Here is a 23,205-nt window from a genome sequence, read left to right on the forward strand (position 1 = left end):
CGCCACCCGCTTTACAAACTGGCGGGGACCACCAGAATCCCCGCGCGCAGGCCATTCTTAACCTTCGGATTGGGGAAGATGATCCGTGCGCCCTGCTCTTCGACGATCCAGCGCGAACCGGCAATGTCCTCTGCCAGCAGATACCCCACTGGCAGTTCGCTGAAGTTTTCCACTCCGTCGGGCAAATGCAGCCTGAACTCGCCGCTGTGCTTGATGATTTCGCGTGCCACGCGGAACAGCTGCAAGCCATCCAGTTGCGCCTCATCCGGGATGCTGGAAACACCCTCGATCAGGTCGCGCAGACAGCCCTCGAGCTTGTCCAGATCGACTTCATGATTCTCGCCAAACGGCCGCGCCTTGCCCAACTCGAGGGTGAAGGCCTCGGCACCCAGTTGATCGTAGGTGAAGGAACTGAAGGTAATGCCGACCTTGTTCTGCAACAGCACCGCCTCGATCCCGGCCTGTCGCAGGCGCGCCAGTTCGCGGCGCGAATGCTCGCGGCCAGGACTGAACGGATAGAGGGCGAACTGCTCGATCTTCGAGCCACGAATCGCCGTGTGCAGATCGTAGTGCAGACGCGTGCGCTCAGGCTTGCTGAAAAAACTGGTCGCCAGAATTTCCAGCTCATTGGCGCGCAGCGCTTCGAAGCCGCTGCTTTGTTCATGCCGGCCACTGAACAGGCGATTGATGTCCTGATCCACGTAACGCTCGCCACGACGCATGGCCTGCGGGTTGCCCAGCATGAAGAGCACGCGCGCACGCGGCAGCAAGGCGCCGCTGGCGATGGCCTGCAGCAAACTGTCGAGCAGCTCGATCGGCGCGGTTTCATTGCCATGCAGGCCGGCCGACAGCAAAAGATCGAGTTTGTTGTCAGCCGCCGCTGCCGGCATGACTTCGAGCACACCCTCGGTCAGCCAGTGCAGGCGGGTACCGGCCGGAGTCAGCTGGATTTTCTCGGTTGGCTCGCGACCGGCCAGGGTCAGTTCAAGCAGTTTGCCAAGAGCAAGCATCAAGCATCCTCAGTGTTTGCAGTCCGGACCGTGTACGTGCCCCTCGTCATCCGCGTCGATGGGCTCCATTTCCAGTTGCAGGCTGACCAGGTTGGTCGCCATTGGCCGCAGCAGGAGGTTGGCGTACTCGGTGTCGTCGTCCTCGACATCCACGCCAATCAGCAACTGGCCGTTACCAGCCTGCTGGATCCACACTTCCTTGCCCTGCCAGACCACTGCGAAACGGCTGCAGGAGGTCTCCAGCTGGGTGCCGTCGCTGTCTTCCAGAATCAGTTGCAGGGCATCGCTCATTGCGTGAACTCCAGGCTACAGGCACGGCCCCGGCAAGCAGGCTCGAGACAGTGCATCAGGTCAGTTGAAAGGGATAAACCGCGCCTAGTTTAAGGATCCGGGTCAATTCATCCAATGCCGTTCTGCACTCGACGAGCAATTGCGGGTCAGCCAGATCGCTGTCGTTCAAGCGGTCACGGTAGTGCTTGTGTACCCAGGCCGTCAGCGTGTCGTAGAGCGCAGGGGTCATGATCACGCCGGGATTGACCGCCGCCAGTTCGTGCTCCTTGAGCGCCACGCGCAGGCGCAGGCATGCCGGGCCGCCACCGTTCTGCATGCTCTGCTTGAGATCGAACACCTTGATCTCGCGAATCGGCCCGCTGCCGCTGGTGAGCTGCTGCAGGTAGGTCCAGACCCGCGCGTTGCTGCGACACTCTTCGGGCACGATGAGCAGCATGCTGCCATCGGTACGGCTGAGCAACTGGCTGTTGAACAGGTAGGACTTGACCGCATCCTCCACCGCGACCGCCTCGCGCGGAACGCAGATCGCCTGGAAATTGCCGCCGCGGCGGGCCAGCTTTTCCTGCAGCTCGACGAGCATCGGTTCGGTGTGGAGAAAGGCGTCCTGGTGATAGAACAGCACCTCGCCGTTGCCCACCGCGATCACGTCGTTGTGGAACACGCCCTGGTCGATCACCGCCGGGGTCTGCTGGGCATACACCACGCCCTCCTCGCTCAGGCCGTGCAGGCGGGCCACCGCCTGGCTGGCCTCCAGCGTCTGCCGCGCCGGGTAGCGTTGCGGCGCCGGGAAGCGGCTGTCGAAGGCGCTGCGGCCAAAAACGAAGAACTCCACGCCCGGCTCGCCGTAACTCTTGCAGAAGCGCGTGTGGTTGGCGGCGCCCTCGTCGCCGAACTGGCTGACCGCCGGCAACGCCGCGTGGTGGGCGAAATGTTGCGGGTCGGCAAACATGGCCGCGAGTACGCGGCTGGTGGTGGGATGTTCGATGCTGCGGTGGAACTTGCAGTTCAGGTTGGCCGCGGTGAAGTGCACACGACCGTCGGCAGTGTCCGCGCTCGGGCTGACCGTGCAGGAGTTGGCCGTCCACATGCTTGAGGCCGACATGCAGGCGGCCAGCAACGGCATGGCCTCGCGCGCGGCACGACTGATCACCTCGGCATCACTGCCGGCAAAGCCCAGGCTGCGCAAGGCGGCGACGTCCGGGCGCTCCTGCGGGGCCAGCACACCCTGCTTGAAACCCATCTCCATCAGCGCCTTCATCTTGGCCAGGCCCTGCAAGGCAGCCTCACGCGGATTGGAGCAGGCCTGGCTGTTGCTCTGCGAGGCCACGTTGCCGTAGGACAGGCCACCGTAGTTGTGGGTCGGGCCGACCAGCCCGTCGAAATTCATCTCAAAAGCGGGCACTTCATACGCATTCACAGGCTGACTCCCGGAGTAAGGGTTGCAGGCAGGCTAAGACGCTCAGATTCCAGCGAGGCGACAGGATACGAGCAGTAATCCGCCGCGTAGTAGGCGCTGGCGCGGTGATTGCCGGAAGCCCCGATGCCGCCGAACGGGGCGCTGCTGGCGGCGCCGGTCAACTGCTTGTTCCAGTTGACAATACCGGCGCGGCTTTCCAGCAGGAACTGCTGGTAGCGCTCAGGCGAGTCCGACAGCAGGCCGGCGGCCAGGCCGAAGCGGGTGTTGTTGGCCTCGGCCATGCCCGCGGCAAAATCGCTGTAGCGGATGACCTGCAACAGCGGGCCGAAGAACTCTTCGTCGCGCCGCGCGCTGACGTCTGTCACATCGATGATGCCCGGCGTCAGCAGGGCTGCAGTGTCGATGGGCTGGGTCATTGCCAGCAGGATCCGGGCGCCGCCGGCCTGCAACTCCTGCTGGGCCTGGAGCAGGTGCCGGGCTGCGGGCAACGAGATCAGAGTGCCCATGAACGGTGCCGGCTGCGCATCGTAGGCGCCGACCTTGAGCGTTGCCGCAACGGCCACCAGCCGCGCCAGCAGCGCATCGCCCCAGGCACCTTGCGGCACCAGCAGGCGCCGCGCACAGGTGCAACGCTGCCCGGCGGAGATGAAGGCCGACTGGATGATGGTGTAAACCGCCGCCTCGAGATCCGCGACCGGCTCGACCAGCAGTGGGTTGTTGCCACCCATTTCCAGCGCCAGGATCTTGTCCGGACGCCCGGCAAACTGCTGGTGGAGCAGATTGCCGGTACCGCTGGAGCCGGTGAAGAACAGGCCATCGATGCCCGGATTGCCGGCCAGGGCCACGCCGGTTTCGCGGGCGCCCTGCAGCAGGTTGAGCACGCCTTCCGGCAGCCCCGCCTCGATCCAGCAGCGGACGGTGAATTCGGCGACCTTGGGCGTCAGTTCGCTGGGCTTGAACAGTACGCAGTTACCGGCCAGCAACGCCGGGACAATATGCCCATTGGGCAGGTGACCGGGGAAGTTATAGGGGCCGAACACCGCCACCACGCCGTGCGGCTTGTGCCGCAGCACGGCCGTGGCGTCCGCCAGCGGGCCGGACTTCTCGCCGGTTCGCTCGTGGTAACTCTGGATCGAAATGGCCACCTTGTTGACCATGCTGGTGACTTCGGTGGCCGACTCCCAGAGCGGCTTGCCCGTCTCTTCACCGATCAGCCGGGCCAGCTCGTCGGCATGCGCCTTGAGCGTGGCGGCAAACTTTTCCAGCACACTGACGCGCTGCGCCAATGACTGCCGCGCCCAGCCCGGAAACGCTGCGCGGGCAGCCTGCACGGCACTCTCGACCTGCACGGCAGTCGCGGCCCGACCGCTCCAGATCACGGCCTGGCTAAACGGATTGAGCGACTGCAGGGCTTCGCCCTGGCCTTCCAGCCACTGGCCGGCAATGTAATGGGTACTCATCAGATGGCCTTCCTCGCGGACAATGGAACCGCACGCACCTGTGCGCCGGCCTGCAGCTGCAGGCGCCTGGCGGTCAGCGCGTCCACCACCAGGGTGCCGCTGGCGATTCGCCCGCTGCCGGCGGTGATCCGGCAGTCTTCGCGCTTGCGGTTGTGAATCAGATAGGGCGTGGCGTCGTCACCGGGCGTGCCGATCGCCAGAATCAGGGTCTGGCTGTCCTCGATGGCCCGGATACGATTGGTTTGCGCCTCGATTGCCGGGCCGGCATCGAAGATGTCGACATAGCCCTGGTAGCTGAAGCCTTCGGCCTTGAGCATGGCCAGCGCCGGCTCGGTATTGGGATGCACGCGGCCGATGGTGGCGCGCGCTTCTTCGGTGAGAAAGCAGGTATACAGCGGAAACTTGGGCATCAGCTCGGCAATGAACGACTTGTTGCCGACCCCGGTGAGGTAATCCGCCTGACTGAACTCCATCTTGAAAAAATGTCGTCCGAGACTGTCCCAGAACGGCGAGCGGCCAGCGGCATCGGACATGCCGCGCATCTCGGCGATCACCTTGTCACCGAACAGCTGGCGGAATTCGGCAATGAACAGGAAGCGCGCCTTGGACAGCAGTCGACCATTCAGTCCGGTGCGGTGATCGGCATGCAGGAACAGCGAACACAGCTCGGAGTTCCCGGTGAGGTCATTGGCCAGAAACAGCGTGGGGATCTCGCGATGGATGTTCAGCTCCTGCGAGGCACTCACGGTCAGGCCGACACGAAAGTTGTACCAGGGCTCGCGTTTGCCGACGGCCCCGGCTACCGCGGAAATGCCAATCACCTTGCCGTCATCATTTTCCATCACGAACAGGTAGTCGGCATCGGCCGGCTCGGCCTCGCCACGGAAGGTCTTTTCCGCCCAGCTGACCCGATGGGCCAGCCGCTCATGGTTGGCGGGCAAGGTGGTCAGGCCCGCGCCGGTGCTGCTGGCGAGATCGAACAGGGCCTGCTGGTCGGTACTGCGAACGGGGCGAACAATCATGACGTTTCCCTTTGAGTAGGCGCTTAAACCGCAACCAGGCGCACGCTGGCGCCCTCACCGACACCGAGCACTTCGGCGACTTCCGCCGTCAGGCTGACCGGCTTGCCCGGTACCCAGTCCAGCTCGGCGACCAGGGCACGAAAATCCTGCAGCTGGCCATTGCTGATCATGTAGGGTCGACCGCCCTTGCCACCTTCGGCAATGCGGATGGGTGCCACGCGGCTTTGCGCAATCGAGCGAATCCCGGAGGTTCGTGCATGCAGGCTGGGACCGCCATCGAAGATGTCGATGTAGTGGTCGGTTTCGAAGCCTTCGCGCATCAGGATGTCGAAGGTCACCTGCACACTCGGGTGCACCTGACCCATGACCTCCTGGGCGGAATCCGGCAGCAACGGCACGTAGATCGGATAATGCGGCATCAGTTCGGCGAGGAAGGTGCGGCTTTTCAACCCGGAGATGCGCTCTGCCTCGGCATAACTCATGTCGAAGAAATTGCGCCCCACCGCATCCCAGAACGGTGATTCGCTGTGCTCGTCGCTGTAGCCGACAATCTCCACCACCACCGCATCGGCAAAGCGCTCGGGATGACTGGCCATGAACAGCAGGCGTGCCCGCGAGGTCAGTTCGGCACTGTCGCCGCCCTTCAGGTTCTGCTCGATATGGAAGCTGGTCAGCAGGCTGTTGCCGGTCAGGTCGTGACACAGCGACAGCACATGGATCTTGTTGTGGATGCCCAGCGAGCGCGAGGCATGCACGAAGGTCTCATTCCGAAAACTGTAGAAGGGTTCGGAATAACCGGCCGAGGCAACAATACCCGAACAACCGGCCAGCTTGCCGGTGGCGCTATCCTCGAGAACGAAGAAATAGCTTTCTTCCCCGTTGAAACTGACTTCTGCCGAGAAGGACGCTTCGGACGCGGCGATCTTGTCGCGCAGGCTCTCGGCATCTTCGGGCAGGGAAGTGACACCAATCGGGCTGTTCGCTGCCAGCCGCTGCACTTCGGCCAGATCGGATAATTGCGCAGGGCGCATCACCAGCATGCTGTCACTCCTTCTGATAAAAACTCCGGCACCACGCAGGGCGCCGGAGAAAACCGGCTAAACCGGCTCGCACATGAAGCCCTGACGCAGGCCGCACTGGCTAGGGTGCAACCGTCAAGCCTGGGTCAGATGCGCCACCGCACGCTCGAATCGATCCAGGCCTTCGTTGATATCAACCTCATCGACCACCAGGCTGGGCGCAAAGCGCACCACATCCGGGCTGGCCTGCAGCACCAGCACGCCTTCGGCGGCAGCGGCGTCGAGCACAGTCTTGGCCTTGCCCTTCCAGGCATCACTGAGGACAGCTCCGATCAACAGGCCAAGCCCGCGCACTTCGCTGAACAGGCCGTACTTCGCGCCTATGGCGCGCAGGCGACTGGCAAACTGCTCATGCTTGCGCTTGACCCCGGCCAGCACCGCGGGGGTATTGATGGTGTCGAGCACGGCCTCGCCGACGGCACATGCCAGCGGATTGCCACCGTAGGTAGTCCCGTGCGTGCCGACTGCCAGGTGCTTGGCCAGTTCGGCGGTCGTCAGCATGGCGCCAATCGGAAAGCCACCGCCCAGGCTCTTGGCACTGGAGAGGATGTCCGGCGTCACACCGTAGTGCATGTAGGCGAACAGCTCGCCGGTGCGGCCCATGCCGCACTGCACCTCGTCAAAGATCAGCAGCGCATGGTGCTCGTCACACAGCTTGCGTGCACCTTCCAGATAAGCCTGCTCGGCCGGCAGCACGCCGCCTTCACCCTGCACCGGTTCCAGCACCACGGCACAGGTCTTGTCGGAAATCGCCGCCTTCAGCGCCGCCAGATCGTTGAACGGCACATGGGTGATGCCCTGGATCTTCGGTCCGAAGCCATCGGAGTACTTCGGCTGGCCACCGACGCTCACGGTGAACAGGGTGCGGCCGTGAAAGCTGTTCACCGCCGCGATGATTTCGCACTTGTCGGGGCCGAACCTGTCATGCGCCACCCGCCGCGCCAGCTTGAACGCCGCCTCATTGGCCTCCGCCCCGGAGTTGCAGAAGAACACGCGCTCGGCAAAGGTCGCATCCACCAGCTTCCTGGCCAGGCGCAACGCCGGCTCATTGGTGAACACATTGGAAATGTGCCACATGCAGTTGGCCTGCTCGGTCAGCGCGGCCACCAGCGCAGGATGACAATGCCCGAGGACATTGACGGCAATGCCGCCGGCAAAGTCGATCAGTTCACGACCACTCTGGTCCCACACCCTCGAGCCTTGGCCGCGGACTGGAACAAAAGCGGCGGGTGCATAGTTGGGCACCATGAACTGATCGAAATCGGCGCGCTGGACCGGATCGTGCTGAACGGACATCGGGCTTCTCCTGCCTGTATAGGGCTAGTGATGGAATGATTGTAGGGATTGCCGGAGAGTCGGCATTGTCACCATGCGACAACTTCTTATAGCGCCACCCCCTCCTTGGCTGGCGCTTATGCAGATGCGACAGAAATGATCGTGCACGCACAGTTTAAACGGATCGACGCCGCTCAGCGCAGCACCGGGGCGTGCAGGATGACTTGAGGGAATTTGCCGAAGAGACGAAACAGCCGGCCTAACTGGCGGCTGGTCCATCGCCGGACGCGCCCAACTGTTGCTGCGAGCGCTTCAATTGCGCGGAGGTTCGCAGCATTTTCAGCCGCAGCCGCCAGCGCAAGACCTGCCCTGCCAGCAACCCCAGCAAGCCGCCGCTGATGAAGGCGCAGGTGATATAGGCCGCCACAGGCCATTGCGGCGACTGGTTACCGGCAAAGCTCAACTGCACCGCAGCCTGATTCTCCAGAACGAAGATGACACTGGCGACAGCAACCAGCAGTAGTGTGAGCAAAAGCAACGCACGCTTGAGCCAAAGCATGATGGGATCCTTTCCTGCGGGGCAACCGGCGCAGGCTTGGCAGTCCGTTGAAAACAACCTGAATTGCCAATACTGTGTTGAATACAGCCGGTTAATCGTCGTTTACGCGATCGCGCAACTCTTTGCCCGGCTTGAAGTGCGGCACATATTTGCCTTCCAGGCGAACCGATTCGCCGGTCTTTGGATTGCGGCCGACACGGGGGGCGCGAAAATGCAGGGAAAAGCTGCCGAAACCACGTATCTCGATGCGCTCGCCGGTCGACAGGGCCTGGGACATCTGCTCGAGCATGGTCTTGATCGCCAGCTCGACATCCTTGGATGAAAGCTGTCCCTGCCCCTCCACGATGCGCTCGATCAACTCCGACTTGGTCATTGTTTTTCCTTCTTTTTCAAGCGGCTAGATCATGTTTAACTGTTTTTAGCACGCAAAAATCGCTTTGAACAGTCCAACCGCAATTAAATCAAGGAGATATGACCACAAACTGTACTTTAACCGGGTTATTCGAGCATCAGGGGGTCACTGAATTTCAGGCAAAAAAAGAGGCGACCGAAGTCGCCTCTTTCCAGTGCAGCAGCTGAACTCAGTTCTGGCTGTTCATCTGGGCACGGATCAGATCACCAATGGTGGTCGGACTGGTGCTTTCGACATCCTGCTTGCGCAGTTCCTTCATTGCATCTTTCTCTTCATCGACGTCCTTCGACTTGACGGAGAGGCTGATGACGCGGCTCTTGCGATCGACGCTGATGATCTTGGCTTCGATTTCTTCGCCTTCTTTCAGCACGTTGCGCGCATCTTCAACGCGGTCACGGCTGATTTCAGAAGCTTTCAGTACGGCTTCGATGCCATCGGCCAGAGTGATTACCGCACCCTTGGCGTCAACTTCCTTGACGACACCGCGCACGATGGCGCCCTTGTCGTTAACGGCAACGTAGTTGGAGAACGGATCGTCTTCCATCTGCTTGATACCGAGGGAGATGCGCTCGCGCTCCGGATCTACGGAGAGAATGACGGTTTCCAGCTCGTCGCCTTTCTTGAAGCGGCGCACGGCTTCTTCGCCAACTTCATGCCAGGAAATATCGGACAGGTGAACCAGACCATCGATTCCGCCTTCCAGACCAATGAAGATACCGAAATCGGTGATCGACTTGATGGTGCCGGAGATCTTGTCGCCCTTGTTGAAGCGGCTGGAGAAATCTTCCCATGGGTTGGATTTGCACTGCTTGATACCAAGGGAAATACGGCGGCGCTCTTCGTCGATGTCGAGAACCTGAACGTCCACTTCGTCGCCAACCTGAACCACTTTGGACGGGTGAATGTTCTTGTTGGTCCAATCCATTTCGGAAACGTGTACCAGGCCTTCAACACCCTCTTCCAGCTCGGCAAAGCAGCCGTAGTCGGTGAGGTTGGTGACCTTGGCGGTAACACGAGTACCTTCCGGGTAACGCGCCTTGATAGCGACCCATGGATCTTCGCCCAGCTGCTTGAGGCCGAGGGAAACACGATTGCGTTCGCGATCGTACTTCAGAACCTTGACATCGATTTCGTCGCCGACGTTGACGATCTCGGAAGGATGCTTGATACGCTTCCAGGCCATGTCGGTGATGTGCAGCAGGCCATCCACGCCGCCCAAGTCAACAAACGCACCGTAGTCGGTGAGGTTCTTGACAATACCCTTGACTTGCTGGCCTTCCTGCAGGGATTCCAGCAGAGCATCGCGCTCGGCACTGTTTTCCGCTTCCAGGACGCTGCGACGCGAAACCACAACGTTGTTGCGCTTCTGGTCCAGCTTGATGACCTTGAATTCGAGCTCTTTGCCTTCCAGGTGGGTGGTATCACGCACCGGACGGACATCAACCAGGGAACCAGGCAGGAACGCACGAATGCCGTTCACGTCAACGGTGAAACCACCCTTGACCTTGCCATTGATAACACCCTTGACCACTTCTCCAGCATTGAAAGCAGCTTCCAGAACGATCCAGCACTCGGCGCGCTTGGCTTTTTCACGGGACAGCTTGGTTTCACCAAAGCCATCATCAACCGCGTCCATGGCAACGTGGACTTCGTCACCGACCTTGATGGTCAGTTCGCCAGCGTCGTTATAGAACTGCTCAAGCGGGATAACGCCTTCGGATTTCAGTCCAGCATGCACGGTAACCCAGTCACCGTCGATGTCGACAATGATGCCGGTGATGATTGCGCCCGGCTGCATGTCAAGGGACTTCAGGCTTTCTTCAAAAAGTTCTGCAAAGCTTTCGCTCATGTTGATTCCTGTTGATCAAGGGCAGGGAATCTGCCCAAACCACATTCCAGACAACGTGGGTTCGTTTATATAAAAAGAGGCCTGCGGGACTATGACTGGTGTTCCCGCACGCCTCCTTGTGTCATCCGGCAATATCGCGACTGGCGACTTCACTCAGGATGCGTTCCAGCACCTGCTCGATGGAAAGTTCGGTCGAATCCAGCACTAGCGCATCGTCCGCTGGCTTTAGCGGAGCAACTGCACGCTGGGTATCGCGCGCATCGCGCGCCCGAATCTCATCAAGCAGACTCGCGAGATTAACATCTTCGCCCTTGCCTTTCAACTGAAGGAAACGCCGGCGGGCACGCTCTTCCGCCCCGGCCGTGAGGAAGATTTTCAGCGGTGCCTGCGGAAACACCACGGTGCCCATATCCCGGCCATCGGCGATCAGCCCGGGGGCTTCAAGAAAGTCGCGCTGACGCTGCAACAGGGCGGCACGCACGCAGGGCAGTGCGGCCACCTGGGAGGCGCCGGCGCCGACCTGCTCGGTACGGATCAGGTCGGTCACCTCCTCGCCCTCGAGGATAATCCGCTGACCGCCCGGCTGCGCAATGAACTGCACATCCAGATGCGCTGCAAGGGTCTGCAGCGCCGCCTCATTGACCAGATCGATACCGTGATTGCGCGCCGCAAAAGCCAGCAAGCGGTACAGCGCTCCCGAATCCAGCAGCTTCCAGCCCAGCCGCCGGGCCAGCAAGCCGGCTACCGTGCCCTTGCCGGATCCGCTCGGCCCATCGATGGTAATCACCCGGGCGTTCATGCCTTGCCCTCTTCGCGGACACGCATGCCCACCTGCTCGGCCAGGCCGAGGAAGTTCGGGAAGGAGGTGGCGACATTGGCGCAGTCATGGATGCGAATCGGCGCCGAGGCGCGCAAGGACGCCACACTGAAGGACATGGCGATGCGGTGATCGCCATGGCTGTTGATTTCGCCTCCACCAATCGGACCGCCATCGATGATGATGCCATCCGCGGTAGGCTCGGCCTTCACGCCAAGTGCCTGCAGACCGTCGGCCATCACCTGGATACGGTCGGACTCCTTGACCCGCAGTTCCTCGGCACCACGCAGCACGGTACGCCCCTCGGCGCAGGCGGCGGCGACAAACAGCACCGGGAACTCGTCAATCGCCAGCGGCACCAGTGCTTCAGGGATATCGATACCTTTCAGGTGGGCGCTGCGCACGCGAATATCCGCCACCGGTTCGCCGCCCACTTCGCGCTGGTTTTCCAGGCTCAGGTCGGCGCCCATCAGCTTGAGGATGTCGATCACGCCGGTACGCGTCGGGTTGATGCCGACATGCTCGAGCACCAGCTCGGAACCCTCGGCGATGCTGCCGGCGACCAGAAAAAAGGCCGCCGAGGAAATATCCGCCGGCACTTCGATATGGGTTGCCGTCAGCGTGTGCCCGGCCTCCACCGTCGCCACGTTACCCGCCACGCTCACCGGGTAGCCGAAGCCGCGCAGCATGCGCTCGGTATGGTCGCGCGTCGGCGCCGGCTCGGTTACCGAAGTCTGGCCGGAGGCATAAAGCCCCGCCAGCAACAGGCAGGATTTGACCTGCGCGCTGGCCATCGGCATTTCGTAGTTCATCCCGCAAAGCTGCTGGCCGCCACGGATTACCAGCGGCGGACGTCCTTCCGGGCCGGTCTCGATCACCGCACCCATCTCGCGCAACGGACTGGCCACCCGGTTCATCGGCCGCTTGGACAATGAAGCATCGCCGGTCAGCGTGCTGTCAAACGACTGCGCTGCCAGCAGCCCCGAGAGCAGGCGCATGGAAGTCCCGGAGTTGCCCAGATACAGCGGCCCTGGCGGCGGCTGCAGGCCATGCAGGCCAACCCCGTGAATGGTCACGCGGCCATGCTGCGGGCCTTCGATGACCACGCCCATGTCGCGGAAGGCCTGCAGGGTGGCCAGCGCATCCTCACCCTCAAGGAAACCTTCCACCTCGGTGGTGCCTTCGGCCAGCGAGCCGAGCATGATCGAGCGATGGGAAATGGACTTGTCGCCCGGTACCCGAATGCGTCCGCTGAGGCGTCCGCCAGGCTGGGCCAGATAAATCAGATCGTTGTTGTCGTGCATAGCGTCCACATAGGCCCGGCGGGCCAGGATTTTACTGAAATGTTCACGGGCCACCCGCGCGCGGGTAAACACGCCGAGCAGATGATGCCCGTCCTGTGTGTCAACCGCGTTGCGCAGGGCATCGAGATCGCCACGAAAGTCGTCAAGCACACTGAGCACCGCCTCGCGGTTGGCCAGACAGATGTCGTGCCACATCAGCGGATCACTGCCGGCAATCCGCGTGAAGTCGCGAAAGCCGCCGGCGGCATAGCGGAAAATTTCCAGGTTCTCGCTGCGCTTGGCCAGCGAATCGACCAGCCCGAACGCCAGCAGATGCGGCAGGTGGCTGGTGGCCGCCAGCACCTCGTCGTGATGGGCGACATCCATGTGCTCGACATCGGCATCCAGCACGCGCCAGAGCCGATCGACCAGTGCCAGCGCAGCAGGGTCGACCAGCGAATGTGGCGTCAGGATGACCTTGTGCCGGCGGAACAGTGCGGCATCGGCGGCCTCCACCCCACTCTGCTCCGATCCGGCAATCGGGTGTCCGGGCACAAAGCGCGGCAACTGCTGCGGCAGGAAGCGCTGGGCGGCACGCAGGATGCTGCCCTTGGCGCTGCCCACGTCGGTCAGCACCGCCTGCCCCAGATCCAGCCGCGCCAGCTGCTCCAACAGTTTCTCCATGGCCAGGATCGGTACCGCCAGCTGGATCAGCGCGGCGCCCTGACAGGCTTGGGCCAGCTCGGTTTCGCAACGGTCGACCACGCCCAGCTCGACGGCCAGGCGCCGCGACTCGGGATCCAGATCAACGCCAACCACTTCGCTGAACAGCGCGGCTTCGCGCATGCCCTTGGCAAAGGAGCCGCCAATCAGGCCCAGGCCGATCACGACCAGGCGACCGAGCCCGGCCGGTGCCTGCAGCATCGACTCAGCCACGCTCAAGCACCTTGGCCAATGCCTCGAGGAAACGGCTGTTCTCGCGCTCGGTGCCGATCGACACGCGCAGGAAGTTCGGCATGCCGTAACCGCCCACCGGCCGCACGATTACCCCTTCGCGCAACAGGGCCTGATTGAGCGTCGTGGTATCCCGGGCAAAGTCCACCGCAATAAAATTGCCCTTGCTCGGAATCCAGCCCAGCCCCAGCGCCCGCAAGCCTGCCTCCAGCTGCAGCATGCCGGCATCGTTCAGTTGGCGGCTGGCGGCCAGGTAATCGGTGTCCAGCAGGGCCGCGCAGGCAGCCGTCAGCGCCAGGCTGTTGACATTGAATGGCTGGCGCACGCGATTCAGCACATCGGCGACCTGTGGCGAGGACAGCGCATAGCCGACCCGCAACGCAGCCAGGCCATAGGCCTTGGAAAAGGTCCGCGACACCAGCAGGTTCGCATGGCGCGCCAGATAGTCGAGGCCATCGGGCAGGTCACTGCCCTCGGCGTACTCGATATAGGCCTCGTCGAGAACCACCAGGACCTGCTCCGGCACTGCCGCCAGGAAGCGCTCCAAGGCAGCGGCAGCAAACCAGGTGCCGGTCGGGTTGTTCGGGTTAGCCAGGAACACCACCCGGGTGTTGGCATCGATCGCCGCCAGCATGGCATCCAGATCATGCCCGTAGTCTCGTGCCGGCACCGCGCGCCCTTCGGCGCCCGCGGCCTGGGTGGCGATGGGATACACGGCAAAGGCGAACTGGCTGAATACCGCATTCAAGCCCGGCGCCAGCCAGGCGCGCGCGACCAGATCAAGGATGTCGTTGGAACCATTGCCCAGCGTGACCTGCGCGGCAGTTACGCCATAGCGACTGGCCAGTGCCTGCTTGAGGGCGAAACCATTGCCGTCCGGATAGCGGGTCAGCTCGGGCAGGGCCGCCTGAATCGCCGCCAGCACCTTGCCACCCGGGCCCAGCGGATTTTCGTTGCTGGCCAGTTTGACGATACCGGCAGGATCGAGATCGAGCTCGCGGGCGAGTTCTTCGACCGGTTTCCCCGGCACATACGGCGAGAGTTTTTGCACACCCGGCAAGGCCAGGGCGAGAAAGTCACAGCTCATGAAAGTTCCTGTCACGGTGGGCAGCCTGCACAAGGTCGGCAATGTTAAGGCAGGAACGCCCGGCCAGCGACCCCATTGGGCGAATTTACGACGTATTTCAGCTGATTGCGGTGTAGCGGCCCGCCTTGTGGTTGAACGCCAGCACCAGATTGAGCACCACCGCGCCGAGCACCGAGAGCAGAAGCGCCTGCAGCCCGACGACCGCCGAGGCCGCCAGCAGGATCAGGCAGTCGATCAGCATCTGCACTCTGCCGGCGCTCCAGCCAAAGCGATCCTGCAGGTACAGCACCAGCAGGTTGACCCCGCCGAGGCTGGCACGATGGCGAAACAGCATGAGCATGCCCACCCCCATGAGGATCCCGCCCAGCACTGCCGCATAGGCTGGCTGCAGCAGGGAAAACTGCAGCCAGTGCCCGCTCAGCTCCACCAGCAGCGACACCAGGCTCACCGCGCACAGGGTGCGCAGGGTAAACGGCCAGCCCATGCGCTGGAACGCCAGGATATAGAACGGCAGGTTGATCAGAAAATACCCGGCGCCAAACGACACGGGCGTCGCATACGCCAGCAGGAAACCGAGCCCGGCAGTGCCACCGGTCAGCAGTCCCGCGCTCTTGTACAGATTGATCGCCAGCGCGATCAGCAAGGTGGCGCTGAGCAGCGCCTGCAGGTCTTCCAGCAGGCTGTGCTGCTCGGGGGCGGATGGCTGATCGAGGCTCATGAATTTCTCTGAAACGGCAGGCTGGGGCAAGGTGCCAGACGCCGATACCCATCGGGTAGTGGCCGATGGGTATCGCTATGCTCCGCCCATCCTGCCGCCTGTGCGGCCCCCAGCCAAGCGCCGGCGGGTCAAAGCACGGCTTTCGGGTAGGAGCCCAGCACCTTCAAGGCCACTGCTTCCTGATTGATCTTCTCCAGTACGCCCTTGACCAGCGGATCCTGGTGATGACCGACGAAATCGATGAAGAACACATAGGTCCACTTGCCACTGCGCGACGGCCGGGTCTCGATGCGCGTCAGGTCGATGCCGCTGGCATGGAACGGCACCAGCAGCTCGTGGAGGGCACCGGGCTTGTTGCGCATGGACACGATGATCGAGGTCTTGTCGTCACCGGTCGGCGGCACTTCCTGGCTGCCGATGATGAGGAAGCGCGTGGAGTTGTCCGGCCGATCCTCGATCTTTTCCGCCAGCTTGGTCAGGCCGTAGAGTTGCGCCGCCATATCGCCGGCAATCGCCGCCGAACTCCACTCGCTCTTCACCCGCTTGGCCGCATCGGCGTTGCTCGACACCGCCACGCGCTCGACATTCGGGTAATGCGCATCCAGCCATTTGCGGCACTGCGCCAGCGACTGGGCATGCGAATAGATGCGGGTAATGCGATCGGTCTTGGTGGTATCGCCGACCAGCAGGTGGTGGTGGATGCGCAGCTCGACTTCGCCACAGATGACCATGTCGTGCTCGAGGAAACTGTCCAGCGTGTGGTTGACCGCGCCTTCGGTGGAGTTCTCCACCGGCACCACGCCAAAGTTCACCGCACCGGCGGCCACTTCGCGGAACACTTCATCGATCGCCGCCATCGGCACGCTGATCACCCCATGGCCGAAGTGCTTGAGTGCGGCCGCCTGCGAGAAGGTCCCTTCCGGCCCCAGATAGGCCACCTTGAGCGGCTGCTCGAGAGCCAGGCAGGAGGACATGATTTCGCGGAACAGACGCGCCACTTCCTCGTTGTCCAGCGGCCCCTTGTTCAGTTCCATGATGTGCTTGAGCACCCAGGCTTCGCGCTCCGGGCGATAGAACACCGGCGACTCGCCCGCCGGCAGCGAGAGCATCTTGACCCGCGCCACTTCCTGGGCGCAGCGCGCGCGATCGCTGATCAGCTCGAGGATTTTCTCGTCGAGATTGTCGATCCGCACCCGCAGTGCCTTGAGTTGATCGGCCTCGGACATCAGGCGTGCTCCTTCTCGAACTCCGCCATGTAGGCCACCAGCGCTTCCACCGCATCCATCCCGACGGCGTTGTAGATCGAGGCGCGCATGCCGCCTACCGAGCGATGGCCCTTGAGATTGAGCAGGCCGCGCGCGTCGGCACCGGCGAGGAAGGCCTTGTCGAGCTTCTCGTCGGCCAAGCGGAACGGCACGTTCATCCACGAACGGGCATTGCGGGCAATCGGGTTGCTGTAGAACTCGCTGGCATCGATGGTCCGGTACAGCAGGTCCTTCTTGGCGCGGTTGATCCGCTCCATCGCCTCGACTCCACCCTGCTCCTTCAGCCAGGCGAAGACCAGCCCCGAGAGGTACCAGGAGAAGGTTGCCGGGGTGTTGTACATCGAGCCGTTGTCGGCGGCGATCTTGTAATTGAGCATGGTCGGGCACACCGAACGCGCGCGACCGAGCAGGTCTTCACGGACGATCACCACCACCAGGCCACTGGGGCCGATGTTCTTCTGCGCGCCGGCATAGATCAGGCCGAACTTCGACACGTCCAGCGGCCGCGAGAGGATGTCCGAGGACATATCCGCCACCAGGGGAACGTCACCGACCTCGGGAATCCAGTCGAACTGCAGGCCGCCAATGGTTTCGTTGCTGGCGTAGTGCAGGTAGGCCGCATCCTTCGACAAGTGCCAGTCGTTCTGCCCGGGAATCGCGAAGTAATCGAGCGCCTTGGCGCTGGCGGCGACGTTCACGTTGCCGAAACGCTGCGCCTCTTCCAGCGCCTTCTTCGACCAGATACCGGTGTCGATGTAGTCGGCTACACCGTCTTCGGGCAACAGGTTCAGCGGGATCTCGGCGAATTGCTGGCTGGCACCGCCCTGCAGGAACAGCACCTTGTAGTCGCTGGGGATGGCCAGCAGGTCGCGCAGATCCTGTTCGGCCTGCTCGGCGATCGCCACATAGTCGTCGCTGCGGTGGCTCATTTCCATCACCGACAGGCCTTTGCCCTGCCAGTCGAGGAGTTCCGCCTGGGCACGCAACAGAACGGCTTCGGGAAGCGCGGCCGGGCCGGCGCAGAAGTTATGGGCTCGTTTGCTCACGTCGACTCTCACTGTAATGGGGCCAACACCCGGCAGGGTCATTGGCCGATCTGACTTGTACTGGCGGATCAAGCGCAGCGCGCCGGAACCGCCCTGCAGCTTTTACTCGTCGCTTTCAGCCCCGGCGTCATCGGCAGCGGGCTCTGCCGCGTCATCGGCCTGCTCTTGCGCCACGTCATCGCCGGCAAGTTCTAGCTCGTCGCCCTCAAGCAACTCGTCTTCAATCCCGGACGGCTCCTGCACACGCTCCAGGCCAACCAGCGTTTCATCGCTGGCCAGCTTGATCAGGGTCACGCCCTGGGTATTGCGCGACAGCGAGGACACTTCATCGACGCGGGTACGCACCAGCGTGCCCTGATCGGAAATCAGCATGATCTCCTCGCCATCCAGTACCTGCACCGCGCCCACCAGCTTGCCGTTGCGCTCGTTGCTGACCATGGCGATCACGCCCTGGCCACCACGCCCGCGGCGCGGGAACTCGGCCATGGCGGTGCGTTTGCCGTAGCCACGCGCCGAGGCGGTAAGAATCTGCGCGCCGTCTTCCGGAATCAGCATGGAAATGATGTGCTGCCCTTCCGGCAAACGCATGCCGCGTACGCCGCGCGCCGTACGGCCCATGGTGCGCACCTTGCTTTCCTTGAAGCGAATGACCTTGCCGCCATCGGAGAACATCATCACCTCCCGGGCGCCGTCGGTCACTGCCGCGGCGATCAGGGTGTCGCCCTCGTCCAGGCGCAGCGCGATCAAACCGGCACTGCGCGGCTTGCTGAACTGGATCAGCGGGGTCTTCTTCACGGTGCCGTTGGCGGTCGCCATGAAGATGTAGGCCCCGGTTGGCTCATCCTGGCCTTCCGCGCCTTCAGCCTCGTCGCCCTCTTCGTCTTCAGCCACGTCTTCGACGTCGTCCTGCTCGACCAGCACGCCTTCGATGATATCGTCGCCCTCGTCACCTTCCGGTGCCTGCTGGCGCAAGGCCTGCAGATCTACCGGCAGCATCGCGGTGATCTGCTCACCCTCGTCCAGCGGCAGCAGATTGACCAGCGGCCGGCCACGGGCGGCGCGCGAAGCTTCCGGGATCTCGAAGGTGCGCAGCCAGTAGACCTTGCCCTTGCTGGAGAACAGCAGCAGCGTGGTATGGCTGTTGGCAACCAGCAGGTGTTCGATGTAGTCCTCGTCCTTCACCCCGGTCGCCGACTTGCCCTTGCCGCCACGGCGCTGGGCCTGGTACTCGGTCAACGGCTGCGACTTGGCATAACCACCGTGGGAGATGGTCACCACGCGGTCTTCGCGGGTAATCATGTCCTCGTGGCGCAGGTCGATCTGCGAAGCAACGATCTCGGTACGCCGGGCGTCGCCAAAATCGGCACGCACTTTTTCCAGTTCCTCGCGAATCACTTCCATCAGGCGCGTGGCGCTGGTGAGGATGCGCAGCAGCTCGCCGATCTGGGTGAGGATTTCCTGGTACTCGGCCAGCAGCTTCTCGTGCTCCAGCCCGGTCAGGCGATGCAGGCGCAGATCGAGGATGGCCTGGGCCTGCTCCGGTGAGAGGAAGTACTTGCCCTCGCGCAGACCGTATTGCGGGTCAAGGTCATCCGGGCGGCAGACGTCGGCGCCGGCGCGCTCGACCATGGTTTCCACCGCAGTGGATTCCCAGGCCGTGGCAATCAGGCGTTCCTTGGCATCGGCCGGGGTTGGCGAGGCCTTGATCAGCGCAATCACTGGATCGATGTTGGACAGCGCAACCGCCTGGCCTTCGAGAATATGCCCGCGCTCGCGCGCCTTGCGCAGTTCGAACACGGTACGCCGGGTCACTACCTCGCGGCGGTGGCGGATAAAGACCTCAAGCATGTCCTTGAGGTTGAGAATGCGCGGCTGGCCGTCAACCAGCGCCACCACGTTGATGCCGAACACACCCTGCATCTGCGTCTGCGCATACAGGTTGTTCAGCACCACCTCACCCGACTCGCCACGGCGCAGCTCGATCACCACGCGCATGCCATCCTTGTCGGACTCGTCGCGCAGCTCGGTGATGCCCTCAATCTTCTTCTCTTTGACCAGCTCGGCGATCTTCTCGATCAGGCGAGCCTTGTTCAGCTGATAGGGCAGCTCGGTGATGATGATCTGCTGGCGGCTGCCGCCCTTGTCCATGTCTTCGACGGTGGCGCGAGCGCGCATGTAAATGCGCCCGCGGCCGGTGCGATAGGCCTCGATGATGCCCGCACGGCCGTTGATGATGCCCGCGGTAGGGAAATCCGGACCCGGGATGTGCACCATCAGCTCATCGACCGTGAGCTCCGGGTTCTCGATCAGGGCCAGGCAGCCGTTGATCACCTCGGTAAGGTTGTGCGGCGGAATGTTGGTCGCCATGCCCACGGCGATACCGCTGGAACCGTTGACCAGCAGGTTGGGGATCTTGGTCGGCATGACCGCCGGGATCATCTCGGTGCCGTCGTAGTTGGGCACCCAGTCGACGGTTTCCTTGTCCAGGTCGGCCAGCAACTCGTGGGCCAGCTTGGCCATGCGCACTTCGGTGTAACGCATGGCGGCCGCGTTGTCGCCGTCCACCGAACCGAAGTTGCCCTGGCCATCGACCAGCATGTAGCGCAGCGAGAACGGCTGGGCCATGCGCACGATGGTGTCGTACACCGCGGTATCACCGTGCGGGTGATACTTACCGATGACGTCACCGACCACACGGGCCGACTTCTTGTAGGCCTTGTTCCAGTCGTTACCCAGCTCGCTCATGGCGAACAGCACGCGACGATGCACCGGCTTCAAGCCATCCCGCGCATCCGGCAGTGCCCGCCCGACGATCACGCTCATCGCGTAATCGAGGTAGGACTGCTTCATCTCGTCTTCGATGTTGACCGGGATGATTTCTTTGGCCAGTTCGCCCATGAGAAGCCTGCTTCCTTATTCTGGTTGGACGCCGCCCGCGAAGTCGCGAGAGTGACGCCTGTCGCCGCCTTACGAAGACAGCGACTCATTAAAAATCAAAGAGTTAAACCAGCATTCAGCGCCGTCGAGGACACGCGTTGGAGCCCTCGCAAAAACCGCCGGAGCTTACCACAAGCGTCGCCTCGAACCTATCCCCGCGCCGCGCCGGAAGGGCAAAACAGCCGCTGAAGCGCAGGCCGGGCTCAATGCAGGCGGCGGCGACTCATCAATTGCGCCATTTTTTCCGCATCCGGCCGTTCAACCACGCCTTTTTCGGTGACGATCGCGTCAATCAGGTCCGCCGGCGTGACATCGAAAACCGGATTGAACACCTCGACCTGCGCGGCCACCCGCTGCCCGCCAATGTCCAGCAATTCAGCCGCGGCACGCTCTTCCAGCGGCGTGTCCTCGCCGGCTTCGCTGCCCATGTCGATGGTCGAACTGGGCGCCACCACCATGAAGCGCACCCCGTGGTGCATGGCATTCACCGCCAGCTGGTAGGTGCCGATCTTGTTGATCACATCGCCGTTGGCGGCAATCCGGTCGGCGCCGACGATCACCCAGCTGATACCGCGCACCTTCATCAGGTGCGCGGCCGCCGAATCGGCATTCAGGGTCACCGGAATGCCCTCTTCGGCCAGTTCCCAGGCCGTCAGACGCGAGCCCTGCAGCCAGGGCCGGGTCTCATCGACATACACCCGCTCCACCAAGCCATCGAGGTGCGCGGCCCGCAGCACCCCGAGCGCCGTGCCGAAGCCACCGGTCGCCAGCGCTCCGGCGTTGCAGTGGGTCAGGAAGTTCTGCGCACTGCCCTGATGCCGGCGAATCAGCTCCATGCCGAACTGAGCCATGGTCAGGTTGGCCTCGCGGTCACTCAGATGGATGGCAATCGCCTCGGCCTCGAGCAGGGCCAGCACATCATCGGCCGGGCGCAGGCGCTGCAAGCGCTCATGCATGCGGTTCAGCGCCCAGGCCAGATTCACCGCGGTCGGCCGCGCCGCCGCCAGCTGCTGCAGATCCTCCAGCAAGCCGCGCTGCCAGTCGCCGCCCGCGGCAAACCGCGCGCGCGCCGCAAGGACAAAGCCATAGGCGGCGCTGATGCCGATCGCTGGCGCCCCGCGCACCAGCATCTGCGCGATGGCCGCGGCAACCGCCAGCGCCGAGTCGCAACGCACCCACACCCGGGCCTGCGGCAACTGCCGCTGATCCAGCAGGTACAGGGCACCCTCGCGCCACTCGATGGCGGTGATTTTCTCTGCTGCCAGCAACCGCTCACGCATGACTCTGTCCGTTTCGTCCAGGTACAAAAGGTCGCGGATTATAGCGAGCCTCGGCAGCAACCGCTCGGGTATACTTGCGCGACTTTTATTGCCGCCGGACATCCATCATGCCCGCCCCAGCCACGCCCCTCGACCTCCTGCTCCTGCCGACCTGGCTGGTACCGGTCGAGCCGGCCGGCGTGGTCCTCCGCGAGCATGCGCTGGGCATCCGCGATGGCCGCATTGCCCTGATCGCCCCGCGCGCCGAGGCCCTGCGCCACCCCGCGCGGGAAATCCGCGAACTGCCCGGCTGCCTGCTGACCCCCGGCCTGGTCAACGCCCACGGCCATGCCGCCATGACCCTGTTCCGTGGCCTGGCCGACGACCTGCCGCTGGGCAACTGGCTGCAGGATCACATCTGGCCGGCGGAAGCGCGCTGGGTGGATGAAGCCTTCGTGCGCGACGGCAGCGAGCTGGCGATCGCCGAGCAGATTCTCGGCGGTGTCACCTGCATGGCCGACATGTACTTCTTCCCCGAAGTCGCCAGCGAAGTCATTCACCGCAGTGGGATTCGCGCGCAACTGTCGATTCCAGTGCTGGATTTCCCGATCCCCGGCGCCCGTGACGCCGACGAAGCGCTGCGCAAGGGCCTCGGCCTGTTCGACGACCTGCGCCAGCACCCGCGCATCAGCGTGGCCTTCGGCCCGCACGCGCCCTACACGGTAAGCGATGACAAGCTGGAAAACCTGCGCATGCTCGCCGAAGAGCTGGATGCCGGCATTCACATGCATGTGCACGAAACCGCCGGCGAGATCCAGCAGTCCCTCGCGCAGTACGGCGAGCGTCCGCTGGCGCGGCTGAGCCGCCTCGGCCTGCTCGGGCCGCGCTTCCAGGCCGTGCACATGACCCAGGTCAGCGCCGAGGATGTGGCCCTGCTGGTGGAAAGCAACAGCAGCGTCATCCACTGCCCGGAATCCAACCTCAAGCTGGCCTGCGGCTTCTGCCCGGTGGAACGCCTGTGGCAGGCCGGGGTGAACGTCGCCATCGGCACCGACGGTGCCGCCAGCAACAACGACCTCGACCTGCTCGGCGAACTGCGTACGGCGACCCTGCTGGCCAAGGCCGTGGCCGGCAGCGCGACCGCCCTGGACGCCCATCGCGCACTGCGCATGGCGACCCTGAACGGTGCCCGCGCCCTCGGCCTGGACGCCGAAACCGGCTCGCTGGAATTGGGCAAGCTGGCCGACCTGGTCGCCTTCGACCTCTCCGGCCTGGCCCAGCAACCGCTCTACGATCCCGTCTCGCAACTGGTCTACACCAGCAACCGCAGCTGCGTACGGCATGTCTGGGTGGGCGGCAAGGCCCTGCTGGATGAACGCCGGCTGACGCGCCTGGACGAGCAACAGCTGATTGCCTGCGCCCGCCAGTGGGGCGAAAAAATTGCAGCCCGCTGAGCGGTCCGCTC

At 63.2% G+C, this 23,205-nt stretch carries 19 protein-coding genes; 1 reads left to right on the forward strand and 18 read right to left on the reverse strand.

Going from position 1 to position 23,205, the window contains the following annotated elements; genetic code table 11:
- Positions 1-11: 11 nt before the first annotated feature.
- From astE to mtnA, 18 genes are all read right to left on the reverse strand, one after another.
- The gene (gene astE / locus ISX93_RS05280; protein WP_195777655.1) at positions 12-1,010 is read right to left on the reverse strand and encodes a succinylglutamate desuccinylase; all 999 of its coding nucleotides are present in this window, start codon (positions 1,008-1,010) and stop codon (positions 12-14) included.
- Between the two features lie 9 nt (positions 1,011-1,019).
- On the reverse strand, positions 1,020-1,301 hold the full coding sequence (locus ISX93_RS05285) for a topoisomerase II (RefSeq protein WP_195777656.1): 282 nt from the start codon (positions 1,299-1,301) through the stop codon (positions 1,020-1,022).
- Between the two features lie 55 nt (positions 1,302-1,356).
- On the reverse strand, positions 1,357-2,703 hold the full coding sequence (gene astB, locus ISX93_RS05290) for an N-succinylarginine dihydrolase (RefSeq protein ID WP_195777709.1): 1,347 nt from the start codon (positions 2,701-2,703) through the stop codon (positions 1,357-1,359).
- 11 nt (positions 2,704-2,714) lie between these two features.
- Entirely contained in the window at positions 2,715-4,181 is a 1,467-nt protein-coding gene (astD, locus tag ISX93_RS05295; protein WP_195777710.1) for a succinylglutamate-semialdehyde dehydrogenase, read from the reverse strand.
- Positions 4,178-5,200 carry an arginine N-succinyltransferase gene (gene astA, locus ISX93_RS05300; protein ID WP_195777657.1) on the reverse strand — a complete coding sequence of 341 codons (1,023 nt, stop codon included), beginning with the start codon at positions 5,198-5,200 and terminating at the stop codon, positions 4,178-4,180. The genes astD and astA overlap by 4 nt, the downstream gene beginning before the upstream one ends.
- 23 nt (positions 5,201-5,223) lie before the next feature.
- Entirely contained in the window at positions 5,224-6,240 is a 1,017-nt protein-coding gene (aruF, locus tag ISX93_RS05305; RefSeq protein WP_195777658.1) for an arginine/ornithine succinyltransferase subunit alpha, read from the reverse strand.
- A gap of 114 nt (positions 6,241-6,354) precedes the next feature.
- The gene (locus tag ISX93_RS05310) at positions 6,355-7,575 is read right to left on the reverse strand and encodes an aspartate aminotransferase family protein (protein ID WP_195777659.1); all 1,221 of its coding nucleotides are present in this window, start codon (positions 7,573-7,575) and stop codon (positions 6,355-6,357) included.
- 238 nt (positions 7,576-7,813) lie between these two features.
- Positions 7,814-8,113 (reverse strand): lipopolysaccharide assembly protein LapA domain-containing protein, encoded by a 300-nt coding sequence (locus ISX93_RS05315; protein ID WP_195777660.1) that lies wholly within the window; start codon positions 8,111-8,113, stop codon positions 7,814-7,816.
- Positions 8,114-8,204: 91 nt separating this feature from the next.
- Positions 8,205-8,486 (reverse strand): integration host factor subunit beta, encoded by a 282-nt coding sequence (gene ihfB / locus ISX93_RS05320; RefSeq protein WP_195777661.1) that lies wholly within the window; start codon positions 8,484-8,486, stop codon positions 8,205-8,207.
- A gap of 208 nt (positions 8,487-8,694) precedes the next feature.
- Positions 8,695-10,374 (reverse strand): 30S ribosomal protein S1, encoded by a 1,680-nt coding sequence (gene rpsA, locus ISX93_RS05325; protein WP_195777662.1) that lies wholly within the window; start codon positions 10,372-10,374, stop codon positions 8,695-8,697.
- Between the two features lie 121 nt (positions 10,375-10,495).
- Positions 10,496-11,173: a (d)CMP kinase gene (gene cmk / locus ISX93_RS05330; RefSeq protein ID WP_195777663.1), complete on the reverse strand. Its 678-nt coding sequence runs from the start codon at positions 11,171-11,173 to the stop codon at positions 10,496-10,498.
- Entirely contained in the window at positions 11,170-13,398 is a 2,229-nt protein-coding gene (locus ISX93_RS05335; RefSeq protein ID WP_195777711.1) for a bifunctional prephenate dehydrogenase/3-phosphoshikimate 1-carboxyvinyltransferase, read from the reverse strand. Before ISX93_RS05335 ends, cmk begins: the two co-directional genes overlap by 4 nt.
- A 4-nt stretch (positions 13,399-13,402) precedes the next feature.
- Positions 13,403-14,515, reverse strand: a complete 1,113-nt coding sequence (gene hisC / locus ISX93_RS05340) for a histidinol-phosphate transaminase (RefSeq protein WP_195777664.1) — start codon at positions 14,513-14,515, stop codon at positions 13,403-13,405.
- A gap of 97 nt (positions 14,516-14,612) precedes the next feature.
- Positions 14,613-15,233, reverse strand: a complete 621-nt coding sequence (locus tag ISX93_RS05345) for a YitT family protein (protein ID WP_195777665.1) — start codon at positions 15,231-15,233, stop codon at positions 14,613-14,615.
- 128 nt (positions 15,234-15,361) lie between these two features.
- The gene (gene pheA, locus ISX93_RS05350; RefSeq protein WP_195777666.1) at positions 15,362-16,459 is read right to left on the reverse strand and encodes a prephenate dehydratase; all 1,098 of its coding nucleotides are present in this window, start codon (positions 16,457-16,459) and stop codon (positions 15,362-15,364) included.
- A complete protein-coding gene (serC, locus tag ISX93_RS05355) occupies positions 16,459-17,544 on the reverse strand; it encodes a 3-phosphoserine/phosphohydroxythreonine transaminase (RefSeq protein WP_195777667.1) in 1,086 nt (361 codons plus the stop codon). The genes pheA and serC overlap by 1 nt, the downstream gene beginning before the upstream one ends.
- 102 nt (positions 17,545-17,646) lie before the next feature.
- A complete protein-coding gene (gyrA, locus tag ISX93_RS05360) occupies positions 17,647-20,442 on the reverse strand; it encodes a DNA gyrase subunit A (protein ID WP_195777668.1) in 2,796 nt (931 codons plus the stop codon).
- Positions 20,443-20,684: 242 nt separating this feature from the next.
- Positions 20,685-21,761, reverse strand: a complete 1,077-nt coding sequence (gene mtnA / locus ISX93_RS05365; RefSeq protein ID WP_195777669.1) for an S-methyl-5-thioribose-1-phosphate isomerase — start codon at positions 21,759-21,761, stop codon at positions 20,685-20,687.
- 107 nt (positions 21,762-21,868) lie between these two features.
- Here mtnA and ISX93_RS05370 point away from each other — a divergent pair, with 107 nt between their 5' ends.
- On the forward strand, positions 21,869-23,194 hold the full coding sequence (locus ISX93_RS05370) for a TRZ/ATZ family hydrolase (protein WP_195777670.1): 1,326 nt from the start codon (positions 21,869-21,871) through the stop codon (positions 23,192-23,194).
- Positions 23,195-23,205 lie beyond the last annotated feature (11 nt).

The organism is Pseudomonas sp. N040 (assembly GCF_015637705.1).
Classification (GTDB): domain Bacteria; phylum Pseudomonadota; class Gammaproteobacteria; order Pseudomonadales; family Pseudomonadaceae; genus Aquipseudomonas.